At 68.6% G+C, this 13,614-nt stretch carries 11 protein-coding genes and 1 tRNA gene; 5 read left to right on the top strand and 7 right to left on the bottom strand.

Annotated elements, in window-relative coordinates:
- Window positions 1-21 precede the first annotated feature (21 nt).
- The 4 genes from ACFQLX_RS00430 to ACFQLX_RS00415 all read left to right on the top strand — a co-directional run bounded on the left by ACFQLX_RS00430 (window position 22) and on the right by ACFQLX_RS00415 (window position 5,858).
- Window positions 22-1,518: a pyridoxal phosphate-dependent decarboxylase family protein gene (locus ACFQLX_RS00430; RefSeq protein WP_386410302.1), complete on the top strand. Its 1,497-nt coding sequence runs from the start codon at window positions 22-24 to the stop codon at window positions 1,516-1,518.
- The gene (locus ACFQLX_RS00425) at window positions 1,515-2,951 is read left to right on the top strand and encodes a lysine N(6)-hydroxylase/L-ornithine N(5)-oxygenase family protein (protein ID WP_386410299.1); all 1,437 of its coding nucleotides are present in this window, start codon (window positions 1,515-1,517) and stop codon (window positions 2,949-2,951) included. The genes ACFQLX_RS00430 and ACFQLX_RS00425 overlap by 4 nt, the downstream gene beginning before the upstream one ends.
- A 152-nt stretch (window positions 2,952-3,103) precedes the next feature.
- Window positions 3,104-4,537 (top strand): pyruvate kinase, encoded by a 1,434-nt coding sequence (pyk, locus tag ACFQLX_RS00420; protein WP_386410296.1) that lies wholly within the window; start codon window positions 3,104-3,106, stop codon window positions 4,535-4,537.
- A gap of 106 nt (window positions 4,538-4,643) precedes the next feature.
- Window positions 4,644-5,858 (top strand): methyltransferase, encoded by a 1,215-nt coding sequence (locus tag ACFQLX_RS00415; RefSeq protein ID WP_386410293.1) that lies wholly within the window; start codon window positions 4,644-4,646, stop codon window positions 5,856-5,858.
- A gap of 7 nt (window positions 5,859-5,865) precedes the next feature.
- Here ACFQLX_RS00415 and ACFQLX_RS00410 read toward each other — a convergent pair whose 3' ends face one another.
- The gene (locus ACFQLX_RS00410; protein ID WP_386410290.1) at window positions 5,866-6,612 is read right to left on the bottom strand and encodes a helix-turn-helix domain-containing protein; all 747 of its coding nucleotides are present in this window, start codon (window positions 6,610-6,612) and stop codon (window positions 5,866-5,868) included.
- Between the two features lie 112 nt (window positions 6,613-6,724).
- Window positions 6,725-6,807 (bottom strand) — tRNA-Leu (locus tag ACFQLX_RS00405).
- Between the two features lie 126 nt (window positions 6,808-6,933).
- Here ACFQLX_RS00405 and ACFQLX_RS00400 point away from each other — a divergent pair.
- A complete protein-coding gene (locus ACFQLX_RS00400) occupies window positions 6,934-7,587 on the top strand; it encodes an ANTAR domain-containing response regulator (protein WP_386410660.1) in 654 nt (217 codons plus the stop codon).
- 84 nt (window positions 7,588-7,671) lie between these two features.
- On the opposite strand, the gene ACFQLX_RS00395 is transcribed toward ACFQLX_RS00400, so the two are convergent.
- The 5 genes from ACFQLX_RS00395 to ACFQLX_RS00375 all read right to left on the bottom strand — a co-directional run bounded on the left by ACFQLX_RS00395 (window position 7,672) and on the right by ACFQLX_RS00375 (window position 13,475).
- On the bottom strand, window positions 7,672-8,388 hold the full coding sequence (locus ACFQLX_RS00395; RefSeq protein ID WP_386410287.1) for an ABC transporter ATP-binding protein: 717 nt from the start codon (window positions 8,386-8,388) through the stop codon (window positions 7,672-7,674).
- Entirely contained in the window at window positions 8,385-9,284 is a 900-nt protein-coding gene (locus ACFQLX_RS00390; protein ID WP_386410284.1) for an ABC transporter ATP-binding protein, read from the bottom strand. Before ACFQLX_RS00390 ends, ACFQLX_RS00395 begins: the two co-directional genes overlap by 4 nt.
- A gap of 3 nt (window positions 9,285-9,287) precedes the next feature.
- Window positions 9,288-11,192: a branched-chain amino acid ABC transporter permease gene (locus ACFQLX_RS00385; protein WP_386410281.1), complete on the bottom strand. Its 1,905-nt coding sequence runs from the start codon at window positions 11,190-11,192 to the stop codon at window positions 9,288-9,290.
- A gap of 6 nt (window positions 11,193-11,198) precedes the next feature.
- Window positions 11,199-12,128, bottom strand: a complete 930-nt coding sequence (locus ACFQLX_RS00380) for a branched-chain amino acid ABC transporter permease (protein ID WP_386410278.1) — start codon at window positions 12,126-12,128, stop codon at window positions 11,199-11,201.
- Window positions 12,129-12,248: 120 nt separating this feature from the next.
- Window positions 12,249-13,475 (bottom strand): branched-chain amino acid ABC transporter substrate-binding protein, encoded by a 1,227-nt coding sequence (locus tag ACFQLX_RS00375; RefSeq protein WP_386410275.1) that lies wholly within the window; start codon window positions 13,473-13,475, stop codon window positions 12,249-12,251.
- Between the last annotated feature and the right edge of the window lie 139 nt (window positions 13,476-13,614).

Here is a 13,614-nt window from a genome sequence, read left to right as displayed (position 1 = left end):
GACCCCCCCAAGGAGAGCCGCATGCCCGCAACCGATCCCGGGGCGCCCACCAGCAACGCCCTCGCCGGCGGCCCCGCAGGACCGCGCGCACTACGGCCCCTCACCGACACCGCCCTCGACGCCCTCACCGTCGGCGCCACCGCCCGCGGCGGACCCCTCCCCGCCGGCGGACCCGACGCCGTGGCCAAGCAGCTACGCGAAGAAGCCGGCGACCTGCTCCCCTACCGCGGCGAAGGCGCCCACACCGCCCTGCGCACCCTCACCACCGCCCTCGCCGCCGGCGCCGCCGACCCCGCCGAACCCCACTGCGCCGCCCACCTGCACACCCCGCCCCTCGCCGTCGCCGCCGCCGCCGAACTCGCCGTCGCCGCCCTCAACCCCTCACTCGACTCCTGGGACCAGGCCCCCGCCGCCACCGCCCTCGAAACCCTCCTCGCCCACACCCTCGCCCGCGAGATCTACCCCCCCGCCCCCGGCGACACCACCACCCCCGACGCCCTGTTCACCACCGGCGGCACCGAGTCCAACCAACTCGCCCTCCTCCTCGCCCGCGAACACCACGGCCCCCGCCTGCGCATCCTCTGCGGCGCCAACGCCCACCACAGCATCGCCCGCGCCGCCTGGCTCCTCGGCCTGCCCCAACCCACCACCCTGCCCACCCCCCAAGGCATCCTCGACCCCGCCCGCCTCGCCGCCGCCCTCCACCGCGCCCTCGCCCCCACCCTCGTCGTCGCCACCGCCGGCACCACCGACACCGGCGCCATCGACCCCCTCCCCGCCCTCGCCGCCCTCACCACCACCCACGGCGCCCGCCTCCACATCGACGCCGCCCACGCCGGCCTCCTGCGCCTCGCCCCCCGCCTGCGCCACCTCGTCGACGGCCTCCAGCACGCCCACACCGTCACCCTCGACCTGCACAAACTCGGCTGGCAGCCCGCCGCCGCCGGCCTCCTGGCCCTGCGCGACCACACCGACGCCGCCCCCCTCACCTGGCAGGCCGACTACCTCAACGCCCCCGACGACACCGACGCCGGCCTCCCCGACCTCCTCGGCCGCTCCCTGCGCACCACCCGCCGCCCCGACGCCTTCAAAATCGCCGTCACCCTCAAAGCACTCGGCCGCACCGGCCTCGCCGAACTCATCGAAGCCGTCCTCGGCGCCGCCCACCACCTCGCCACCCTCATCGACGACGAACCCGCACTCGAACTCCACGCCACCCCCACCCTCACCACCGTCCTCTTCCGCCCCACCGACGCCACCGACGACGACGTCGCCGCCCTGCGCCGCGACCTCCTCACCCAGGGCCGCGCCGTCCTCGGCCGCGCCCGCGCCGACGGCCGCCTCTGGCTCAAAGCCACCCTCCTCAACCCCCACGTCACCCCCGGCGACCTCGCCGACATCCCCGCCCTCGTACGAGACGCCCACCACGCCCGCGCCACCAAGACCCCCGCCCCCCGCACCGAGGACCACACCACCCGGGAAGACAGCACCGTCAAGGAAGGCAGGCCAGCCCGATGACCCCGCCCCACCAGCAGCCCCTCGACCTCATCGGCATCGGAATCGGCCCCTTCAACCTCTCCCTCGCCGCCCTCGCCCACCCCGTCCAGAACCTCACCACCGCCTTCTACGACCGCCGCCCCCACTTCAGCTGGCACCCCGGCCTCATGATCGAAGGCAGCACCCTCCAAGTCCCCTTCCTCGCCGACCTCGTCACCCTCACCGACCCCACCAGCCCCTGGACCTACCTCAACTACCTACGCGAACACGACCGCCTCTACCCCTTCTACTTCGCCGAACAACTCCACACCCACCGCGCCGAATACGACGCCTACTGCCGCTGGGTCAGCGAAAACCTCCCCCACCTCCACTTCGGCCACCAAGCCGACGCCATCCGCTGGAACCCCCAACTCGCCGCCTTCGAAATCGACTTCACCCAAGTCGACGAAAACGGCCACGCCCAGGCCCTCGCCCGCCTCACCGCCCGCAACCTCGTCCTGGGCATCGGCACCGAACCCTGGATCCCCGAACCCCTGCGCCCCCTCACCGAAACCCCCGCCGTCCCCGTCATCCACTCAGCCGACTACCTCACCCACCGCGACCACCTCCTCACCCTCGACCACCTCACCGTCATCGGCTCCGGCCAGTCCGGCGCCGAGATCTTCCTCGACCTCCTCCGCGCCCGCCCCACCGGCGCCGAACGCCTCCACTGGCTCACCCGCACCCCCGCGTTCGCCCCCATGGAATACAGCAAACTCGGCCTCGAACACTTCACCCCCGACTACACCCGCTACTTCCACGCCCTGCCCCAACACGTCCGCGACACCCTCCTCCCCGGCCAGTGGCAGCTCTACAAGGGCATCGACCACGACACCATCGCCGCCATCCACGCCGAACTCCACCACCGCACCCTCGGCGGCACCTGGCCCGACACCGTCCTCACCCCCGGCGTCACCGTCCGCACCGCCGGCCGCCTCGGCAACGCCCAGATCGAACTCCACCTCGAACACCAGCAGCAGTCACACCGCGAACGACTCGTCACCAGCGCCGTCATCCTCGCCACCGGCTACCGCGAACGCCCCCTCGCCCGCACCCTCGGCCCCCTCGCCGACCACCTCACCCACGACACCGCCGGCCGCCCCCGCATCGACGAACACCACCGGCTCGTCCTCGACACCGACATCCCCGGCGCCCTCTACGTCCAAAACGCCGAACGCCACACCCACGGCGTCGGCACCCCCGACCTCGGACTCGCCGCCCACCGCAGCGCCCGCATCCTCAACCACCTCACCGGCCACGAGCACTACCGCCTGCCCCGCCGCACCGCCTTCACCACCTTCGGCCTCCAACACCCCCCGAAAACCCGCCCCCTCCTCCCCGCACCACGCACCGACACCCAAGCCGCCGCCCAACCCCCCGCAGCAACAACACCCGCTGATCTGCGACAGCCCTGAATCACCGGCAACCCTGGATCACCCCCACCGAATGCTCAAAAGAGCACCCCCGTGCACGTTTTACTGTTTGTCAACATCCCTTCACACAAAGGACGTTGGACAGTAGCCCGCCAACAGTTCACTACCCGCCGGTAAGTCATAGAGTCGACACCATGCGCCGAGCGAAGATCGTATGCACCCTGGGCCCCGCCACCGACTCATACGACCAGATCAAGGCACTGGTCGAAGCCGGCATGGACGTAGCCCGACTCAACCTCAGCCACGGCACCCACGCCGAACACGAAGAACGCTACGCGCGCGTACGCAAAGCCTCCGACGAAACAGGCCGCAGCGTCGGCATCCTCGCCGACCTCCAAGGCCCCAAAATCCGCCTCGGCACCTTCCACGAAGGCCCCGTACTCCTCGAACGAGGCGACGAGTTCACCATCACCGTCGACGAAACCCACGGCGACCGCACCGGCTGCTCCACCACCTACACCGGCCTCGCCACCGACGTCACCACCGGCGAACGCATCCTCGTCGACGACGGCCGCGTCACCCTCGAAGTCACCCACATCGACGGCCCCCGCGTCCACACCATGGTCATCGAAGGCGGCATGGTCTCCGACCACAAAGGACTCAACCTCCCCGGCGTCGCCGTCTCCGTCCCCGCCCTCTCCGAAAAAGACCGCGAAGACCTCCGCTGGGCCCTGCGCACCGGAGTCGACACCATCGCCCTCTCCTTCGTACGCAACGCCGACGACATCCGCGACGTCCACCGCATCATGGACGAGGAGAAGCGCCGCCTCCCCGTCATCGCCAAAATCGAAAAACCCCAGGCCGTCGACAACCTCGAAGCCATCGTCGACGCCTTCGACGGAATCATGGTCGCCCGCGGCGACCTCGGCGTCGAAATGCCCCTCGAAACAGTCCCCGTCGTCCAAAAACGCGCCATCAAACTCGCCAAACGCAACGCCAAACCCGTCATCGTCGCCACCCAGATGCTCGAATCCATGATCGACGCATCCCGCCCCACCCGCGCCGAAGCCTCCGACGTCGCCAACGCCGTCATGGACGGCACCGACGCCGTCATGCTCTCCGGCGAAACCAGCGTCGGCAAATACCCCGTACAAACCGTCAAAACCATGAGCCGCATCGTCTCCGCCGCCGAAGAGGACATGCTCGCCAAGGGACTCCCACCCCTCACCGAACGCAACAAACCCCGCACCCAGGGCGGCGCCATGGCCCGAGCCGCCGCCGAAATCGGCGACTTCCTCAACGCCACCCACCTCGTCGCCTTCACCCACTCCGGCGACACCGTCCGCCGCCTCAGCCGCTACCGCTCACCCATCCCCGTCCTCGCCTTCACCCCCGTCCCCGCCACCCGCTCCCAACTCAACCTCACCTGGGGCGTCGAGACCTTCCTCGGACCCATGGTCCAGAGCACCGACGAAATGGTCGCCCAGGTCGACGAGGAACTCCTGCGCATCGGCCGCTGCCGCAAGGGCGAAACCGTCATCATCATCGCCGGCTCCCCACCCGGCGTCCCCGGCGCCACCAACCTCGTCCGCGTCCACCACATCGGCGAAACCGAAACCCGCGGCTGACACCCCGGCCCGACGGCACGCAAACGGGCCGCGGTGTTCGTACAGGACAGTCGTACGAACACCGCGGCCCCACCCCCACCGCCACCCTCGGCTAGCCTGAGCGGTAATGAACCGCCTCCGCACCCCCCACGGCGACCACCACCTCGCCCGCCACCCCGCCGACCCCCGCGACCCCCACCGCGCCTGGGACGCCGCCGACGAATACCTCCTGAACTACCTCGCCGGCGACACCCCCGCCGACCTCACCGCGAAGGCCGAGGAACACATCCCACCCGGCCCCGCCCTCACCGCACTGCGCGAGGGCCGCGACCCCGGCCGCATCACCATCCTCGGCGACCACTGGGGCGCCCTCACCACCGCACTCGCCCCCCACCACCCCGTCCAGATCACCGACTCCCACCTCACCCAGCAGGCCACCCGCGCCAACCTCGCCCGCAACGGCCTCCCGGTGCAGGACGTCACCCTCCTCACCACCCAGGACACCCCACCCCCGCGCACGGACCTCCTGCTGTTCCGCGTCCCCAAGAGCCTCGCGCTCCTCGAAGAGCAACTCCACCGCCTCGCCCCCACCTTGGCACCCGGAGCCACGGTCATCGGCGCGGGCATGGTGAAGGAGATCCACACCTCCACCCTCACCCTGCTCGGCGACCTCGTCGGCCCCACCCGCACCACCCTCGCGGCCAAGAAGGCCCGCCTCATCCTCACCACACCGGACCAGACCCTCCACCGCCCCCCCAACCCCTGGCCCCACACCTACACCCTGCCCCCCGCCACCCCCGGCCCCCTCGCCGACCACCCCGTCACCAACCACGCCGGCATCTTCTGCGCCGACCGCCTCGACCTCGGCACCCGACTCCTCCTGGCCCACCTCCCCACCCGTACGGGCCCCGTGGACGTCATCGACCTCGGCTGCGGCAACGGCATCCTCGGTACCGCGGCGGCAGCCGCCAACCCCCGGGCCCACGTGACCTTCACCGACGAGTCGCACCAGGCCATCGCCTCCGCGAAAGCCACCTGGCAGGCCAACACCCCCGAGGCGCAAGCCGACTTCCACGTCACCGACGCCCTCACCGACATCCCCACCGCATCAGCGGACGTGGTCCTCAACAACCCCCCGTTCCACAGCCACCAGGCCACAACGGACCGCACAGCACTGCGCATGTTCCAGGACGCCCACCGGGTCCTACGCCAGGGCGGCGAACTCCGCGTGGTGGGAAACCGCCACCTCGGCTACCACGAACACCTCAAGCGCATCTTCGGCAACTGCACGGTGATCGCGTCAAACGCGAAGTTCGTGGTCCTGAAGGCGGCCAAGCGGTAGCGACGGCTCAGTACTTGGGCCCCACGTGCGCATCCATGAGAGCAACGGAGGCACGCTTGGCGACGGAGATGTTCTGCGCCGCACGTCGTTGGTTCGCGGACTTCCACTCCACGCCGACCCGGTCCAGGGCGTCCGTGAAGAGGCGCAGGATGTCGCGCGAGGTATTGGTGAAGAAGTACCTCGGGTACTCGTAGCGCTTCCGCTCGCCCGCGATGGTGCGCACGGTCCAGTTGGTGATCCGACTGCCGTCGGAGTGGATCAACCCCCGGATGAACTCCCACGGGTACTCATCGATGATCCGCTGCTGCCAGGGCTCCAGCCGGATCGGACGCTCGTGCTTCTTTCCCTCGCCGTGCTGGGGGAACAGGCACCACAGGTGCTTCGAGTAGATTTTGACGTTGTAGCACCCGATGCGCCGTACGCGGCAGACGGAGTTGTCGGGGAGTACAGCGCGCATGGCGCTTTCGCACTCGTCCATCAGACCGGGCCACGTGTTGCTGCACGTGATCATGAGGCTGGGGGTGCGGTGACTGGGGGGCTGGATGATGTGGCCGTCACCCAGATAGAGACCCAGAAGGTACGCGTAGCTGGGGTGGTCAAGGTCTGCCCCGTGGCAGAAGGGGCAGACGGATTCCTTCCGGCCCGGCAGGGTTCCTCGTCTGCGCCGATCCTCATGCAGCCAGTAGCTGACCGTCCCGACGGGAACGTTCAGGTGTCTGGCTGCTTCTACGTTCTTGGAACCACTGCGGATCATGGCAAGAGCTTGATCGCGAACCGAGTCGCCGTGGAGTCGCACTCGACAACCGTCTGTCACGGAGGGTGCTTGTTGGTCACATTACGCGATATTCACGCGATCGAGCTATGTGTGCCGGGTGCGGGATTCGAACCCGCACGCCCTTTCGGACAAATGTGTTTGAGACATTCGCGTATGCCATTCCGCCAACCCGGCCAGGTTGCCACCGTCAGTGTACCGGCTCACGGCATTGCGCCGCCGGTGGGTAGGCTCATGGAGACCTACCTGCCCTGGCCCCAAGGAGCGCACGCCGTGAGCCGCCCCGTCGACGCATCTGATGAGATCACCCCCGAGGCCGTCGTCGCCTCCGAGAGCGAGGCGCTTGTCGCGCCGGAGGTGACCCGGGTGGTCATCGCCGAGGACGAGGCGCTGATCCGGCTGGATCTGAAGGAGATGCTGGAGGAGGAGGGGTACGTCGTCGTCGGTGAGGCCGGTGACGGCGAGACGGCGGTGAAGCTGGCGGAGGAGCATCGTCCGGATCTGGTGATCCTGGATGTGAAGATGCCGGTGCTGGACGGGATCTCGGCCGCGGAGCGGATCTGCGGGGAGTCGATCGCGCCCGTTCTGATGCTGACGGCCTTCTCCCAGCGTGAGCTGGTCGAGCGGGCGCGGGACGCGGGTGCGATGGCGTATCTGGTGAAGCCGTTCAGCAAGAGTGACGTGGTGCCGGCGATCGAGATGGCGGTGTCGCGGTACGCGCAGTTGAAGCTGCTGGAGCAGGAGGTCGAGGATCTCACGCAGCGGTTGGAGACGCGCAAGCTGGTGGACCGGGCGAAGAGTGTGCTGCAGACGCGGTACGGGTTGACGGAGCCGGCGGCGTTCCGGTGGATTCAGAAGACGTCGATGGATCGGCGGTTGTCGATGCGTGAGGTGGCCGAGGCGGTCATCGAGGATGACGAGGAGAAGCAGGCGAAGAAGGCGGCGGGGACGTCCTGAGGTCCGGATTCCTGCAACGTGCCGCGGCCCCCGTACCCCCTCACCAGGGGGTACGGGGGCCGCGGTGTCGATCTTGGAGGGGTGTCAGTCCTCGCCGAGGTAGGCCTTGCGGACCTCGTCGTCGTGCAGGAGGTCCTGGCCGGTGCCGGAGAGGACGATCTTGCCGACCTCCATGACGTGTCCCTGGTCGGCCAGGGAGAGCGCGGCCTGGGCGTTCTGCTCGACGAGCAGGATGGTGGTGCCCTGGGACTTGAGTTCGGCGATGGTCGCCATGATCTTCTGCGTCATGATCGGGGAGAGGCCCATGGAGGGTTCGTCGAGCATGAGCAGTTTGGGGCGGGACATGAGGGCGCGGCCCATGGCGAGCATCTGCTGTTCGCCGCCGGAGAGGGTGCCGGAGGCCTGCTTCCTGCGTTCTCCGAGGATGGGGAAGAGGTCGTAGGCGCGCTGGATGTCCTGTTGGATGCCGTCCTTGTCGTCGCGGAGGTACGCGCCGAGTTGGAGGTTCTCCTCGATGGTGAGGCGCGGGAAGAGGCGCCGGCCTTCGGGGGAGTGGGCTATGCCCATGGCGACGATCTTGTGCGCGGGGACTTCGGCGAGGGGCTTGCCCTCGAAGAAGATCTTGCCGCCGGAGGGCTTGAGGAGGCCGGAGAGGGTGCGCAGGGTGGTGGTCTTGCCGGCGCCGTTGGTGCCGATGAGGGTGACGACCTGGCCGGCTTCGACGCTGAACGAGATGCCCTTGACGGCTTCGATCTTGCCGTAGGAGACGCGCAGGTCCTCGACCTGGAGCAGTGCGGTCACCGGTCCTCCTTGGTGCTGGTGGTGCTGTCGGAGACGGTGCCGTGGGCGGCGTCCTCGGCGGCCTGGACCTCGGCTGCCTCCTCGGCTCCGGGGTCGCCTTCGAAGGGGGTGCCGAGGTAGGCGGCGACGACGCGTTCGTCGCTCTGTACGGTCTCGGCGGTGCCTTCGACGAGCTTCTCGCCCTGGACGAGGACGGCGACGCGGTCGCAGAGGTTGAAGATGAACCGCATGTCGTGCTCGATGACGAGGACGGCGATGCCCTGGTCGCGGATGGCGAAGACCAGTTCCTGGGTGGCCTGGGTCTCCTGGGGGTTCATGCCGGCGGTGGGCTCGTCCAGGAGGAGGAGTCCGGGTTCGCTGGCGAGCGCGCGGGCGATCTCCAGCTTGCGCTGTTCGCCGTAGGGGAGGTTGCGGGCCAGGTGGTCGCGCTTGTGGGCGAGGCCGGTGAACTCGAGGAGTTCCATGGCGCGCTTCTCGGAGGCGATTTCGGCCCTTTTGAAGCCGGGGGTGCGCAGGAGGGCGGAGAAGAGGCCTTCCTTGGTGCGGGTGTGGCGGCCGACGAGGACGTTTTCCAGGACGGTCATGTTGGCGAAGAGCCGGATGTTCTGGAAGGTACGGGCCATGCCGGCGTCGGTGACCTTGTGCGGCGTGGGGGGCAGCACCTTGTCGCGGAACTTCACGGTGCCCTCGGTGGGCACGTAGAGCCCGGTGAGGCAGTTGAAGAAGGTGGTCTTGCCGGCGCCGTTGGGGCCGATGAGGCCGACGATCTCGCCTTGGTTGACGGTGAAGTCGACGCCCTTGACGGCGGTGAGGCCGCCGAAGCGCATGGTGACGCCGCTGGCTTGGAGGAGCGGGTTCCCGGTGCGCTGGGCGGGGATGAGCGTGTTGGTGGTCATGTGTTACGCCTCCACCTTCGTCAGCGCGGTGGCGTCCTTGGGGACGTCGGTCTGACCGGTGTCGTGGAACTCGAGTTGCTTGCGTCGGTCGGCGACGAGTCCTTCGGGGCGGATGCGCATGAGGAGGACGAGTGCCAGGCCGAAGATGAGCAGCTGCCAGTCGTTGAGGAAGGTCAGCTTGGCTGGGATGAGGAAGAGCAGTGAGGCGCCGATGATGGGGCCGCTGACCGTTCCCATGCCGCCGAGGATGACGGCGGCGAGGAGGAAGGCGGAGTTGGGCGGCACCGTGTTGGCGAAGAGGTACTGCTCGGGTGTGACGGTGGTGGTGACGTGTGCCTGGACGGTGCCGGCGAGTCCGGCGAGTCCGGCGCCGAGGGCGAAGGCGAGGAGCTTGAGCCGGAAGGTGTTGATGCCCATGGCGGTGGCTGCGGTCTCGTCCTCGCGGATGGCGACCCAGGCGCGTCCGATGCGGGATTCGCTGGCGCGTCGGAAGACGAGGACGACGATGAGGGTGACGAGGAGCATCAGCAGGAAGTAGCTGCCGAAGCGGTTGATGGTGGCGAAGCCTAGGTCGTGTGCTTCGCCGAAGTTCCAGCCGAACAGGTCGAGTTCGGGGATGTTGGAGATGCCGGCGGAGCCGTTGGTGACGTTGGGGCCGGAGGTGCCGTTGAGGTTCTGCATGGCGAGGCGGAAGATCTCGCCGAAGCCGAGGGTGACGATGGCGAGGTAGTCGCCGCGTAGCCGCAGGGTGGGGGCGCCGATGAGGACGCCGAAGAGGAGCGAGACCGCGGCGCCGGTGAGCATCGCGGCCCAGAAGGGGAAGCGGAAGCCGAGGCTGGAGGCGGCGGAGCCGGAGACCAGGGCGGCGGTGTAGGCGCCGACGCCGAGGAAGGCGACGTAGCCGAGGTCGAGGAGGCCGGCGAGGCCGACGACGACGTTGAGGCCGAGTGCGACCGTCGCGAAGATGAGGATGTTGGTGGCGACGGAGGTGTAGGCGTCGTTCTCCTGGGTGAAGGGGAACGCTGCGGCGGCGACGAAGGCGGCGGTGAAGGTGACGTTGCGGTGCTTGAGCGTCAGGGTCTTCAGGCGTCCGATGAGGCCGGCGCGGCCCAGGCCGATGAAGGCGAGGGAGGTGAGGATGAGGTAGCCGACGAAGTCCTCGGCGCCTTCGGTGTCGATGCCGTAGGTGAAGACGTACAGGCCGACGGCGAAGGCGGCGATGATGCCGGTGATCTCGATCCAGGTGGAGGTCTCTTCGTTCGCCTTGACGGTGCGGGCGATGTGTCCGAGGCGCAGTGCGTTCTTGAGGACGAGGAAGAGGAGGGCGCCGGCGCCGATGGCGGCGGCGGTGAGGAGGTCCGTCGCGGTGTAGGACTGCCAGTCCTCGGGGACGAGGATGACCGCGATGAGGGTGACGAGCGCGGTGCCCTTGCCGATGGCGGCCCAGTCCCAGGCGGTGGCGCTGGTGCGGTCGACGGGCAGCCCGAGCGCGCCTGCCAGGGCGAGGAGGGCGCCGACGCCGGAGGCGAAGCCGCCCGGGTCGAGGTTCGCGAGGCCGCCGAATTCGACGGCGATGGCGATGAGGGTGAACCAGACGGCGCCGAAGGTGCCGAGTGCCACGTAGAGGGTGGCGTTCTCGGCGCTGGCGGGTGCCAGCCAGCGGGTGCCGGGGATGCCGAGGCAGGCGGCGGCGTAGAGCAGGGTGAGCAGGGCGCCGGCGAGGGCGACGAGCTGCAGGCCGGCGGGGCTGCCGTAGTAGGTGAGGTCGCCGGGGAACTCGGAGGTCCAGGTCCACGGCAGGAAGGTGCCGACCGCGGTGGCGAGGGCGCCGACTGCGGTGAGTGCGGCGGCGCCCTTGGCGGGCATCGGGATGACCGGGGCGGTCTCGTGGTTGTGGTCAGTTGCCATGGTGCATCACGCCCGATCCGCGACTCGTTCGCCGAGCAGACCCTGGGGTCGGAACAGCAGCACGAGGATGAGAAGGGAGAAGGCCCATACGTCCTTCCAGCCGCTGCCGAACTGCTGCATGCCGGGGATCTGGTCGATGTAGCCGGTGGCGAGGGCTTCGCAGAGGCCGAGGACGATGCCGCCGAGCATGGCGCCGTAGATGTTGCCGATGCCGCCGAGGACGGCCGCGGTGAACGCCTTGAGGCCCATGAGGAAGCCCATGCGGTAGCCGATCTGGCCGTTCTTGAGGGCGTAGGCGGCTGCGGCGATGGCGGCGAACGCGGCACCGATGGCGAAGGCCATGACGATGATGCGGTCGGTGTTGATGCCCATGAGCTTCGCGGTGTCGGGGTCCTGCGAGGTGGCCTGCATACCGCGGCCGGTGCGGGTCTTGGTGACGAACCAGCCGAGGGCGATCATGCACAGGGGGGCGGCGATGAGGACGAAGATGTCGCCGCGCTGGATGGTGGCGCCGAGGAGGTCGAAGGCTTTGCCCTCGAACTGGGGGAAGGTGATGTCCTTCTTGGCCTCGGGATAGCGCATCCAGATGAGGTACTGCAGGGCCAGGGAGAGACCGATGGCTGTGATCAGTGGTGCGAGTTTGGGCGCGTTGCGCAGGGGGCGGTAGGCGAACCGCTCCACGGCGACGCCGACCCCGGTCGCGCAGATGACGCCGAAGAGGATCATCAGGGGGAGTGCCACTGCGAGTGACGTGCCGTCGGGCAGGACGTATGCGTAGATCGTGAAGGCTCCGAAGCCACCGATCATGAATATCTCGCCGTGGGCGAAGTTGATGAGCTGGACAATGCCGTAGACCATCGTGTACCCGATCGCGATCAAACCGTACAACGCGCCGAGGATGAGTCCATTGGCCAGCTGCTGCGGCAGTTCGTTCACCGCGCGGCCTCCGTGGGGGTGGGACGGAAAAGGTGTTGTTACAAGTCCGCGCGAGGGCGCTCGTGGCGCCCTCGCGCGGCCGTTCACTGCGGTGCTGTCAGTGCGGTGTGTCCGACGTGGTTACTCGTCGAACTTGCCGGACTTGACGTCCTTCCATTCGGTGCCCTCGACCTTGTAGACGGTCAGAGCCTTGTTGGTGGTGTCGCCGAACTCGTCGAAGGAGACCTGGCCGGTGACGCCGGCGAAGGAGACGCTCGACATGGCCTTGATGACCTGCTCGCGGGCGTCGGTGGGGACCTCGCCGTCCTTCACGACGGCCTTGACGGCCTGGATGATGGCCCAGGCGGAGTCGTAGGAGTAGCCGCCGTAGGCCTCGTAGGCGTCCTTGTAGCCCGCGGCCTCGTAGTCCTTGACGAACTGCTTGGCGGTGTCGATCTTGGCGACGGGCTCGCCGACGGAGGTCGCCAGGTCGCCGGCGGCCTTCTTGTTGAGCTTGATGAAGTCGCCGGAGAAGATGCCGTCGCCGCCCATGAGCGGGATGTTGACGCCGGCGTCCTTGAGCTGCTGGCTGAAGGGGCCGGCTGCCGGGTACTCACCGCCGTAGTAGACCGCGTCGGCCTTGGCGGCCTTCACCTTGGTGACGATGGAGTTGAAGTCGCGGTCGTCGGGGTTGACGTGGTCGGTGCCCACGATCTTGCCGCCGAGCGTCGTGTACTCCTTGGAGAAGGTCTCCGCGAGGCCCTTGCCGTAGGTCTTCTGGTCGTCCACGACGTAGACGTTCTTCACACCGGCGTCCTGGAAGAGGTAGCGCGCGGCGAAGGGGCCCTGGATGGCGTCGGTGGTGGCGGTGCGGAAGTACGACTCGAAGGGGCGCTTCTTGTCGCCGGTCGCCCAGCCCTCGCCCTGCGAGAGCGCGGGGTTGGTGTTGGCCGGGGAGACCTGGACCAGCTTGGCGGAGTTGAAGACGCCCTGCATGGACTGGGCGACGCTGGAGTTCAGCGGGCCGACGACGCCCAGGACGTCCTTGTTGGCGACGAGCTTGGTGGCGTTCTGCTGGCCCTCGTTGGGGGCGGCCTTGTCGTCGAACGCCTCGATCTTGAACTCGACGCCGGGGACCTCGTTGTTCTTGTTCGCGGTCTTCGCGGCGAGTTCGGCGGAGTTGCGGATGCCGAGGCCCAGGGCGGAGAGGTCGCCGGTGAGCGGGGCGTCGACGCCGATGACGACGGTGACCTTCTTGCCGTCGGTGCCCTTGCCCTTGCCGTCGTCGTCGCGCGATCCGCAAGCGGTGAGGGTGAGTGCTCCCGTGGTGACCACGGCGGTGAGAATCAGTACGGAACGGTGACGCACGATCAATCCTTTCCCCTGGAACGGCGCCGGCTGTCTGCGGCGCCGTTTCGCCGACCGGGTGATTGCTCGGTGTTGTGAACGGCAGTTCGCCCGGCTGCGGTGACTGGCCGTGACTCTAGGCGTGTGAGAGCTGATGAGG

It is taken from the genome of Streptomyces polyrhachis (genome assembly GCF_042663125.1).
Classification (GTDB): domain Bacteria; phylum Actinomycetota; class Actinomycetes; order Streptomycetales; family Streptomycetaceae; genus Streptomyces; species Streptomyces polyrhachii.
The sequence above is the reverse complement of the archived record's forward strand: the minus strand, read 5'-3'. Positions and strand labels throughout refer to the sequence as shown.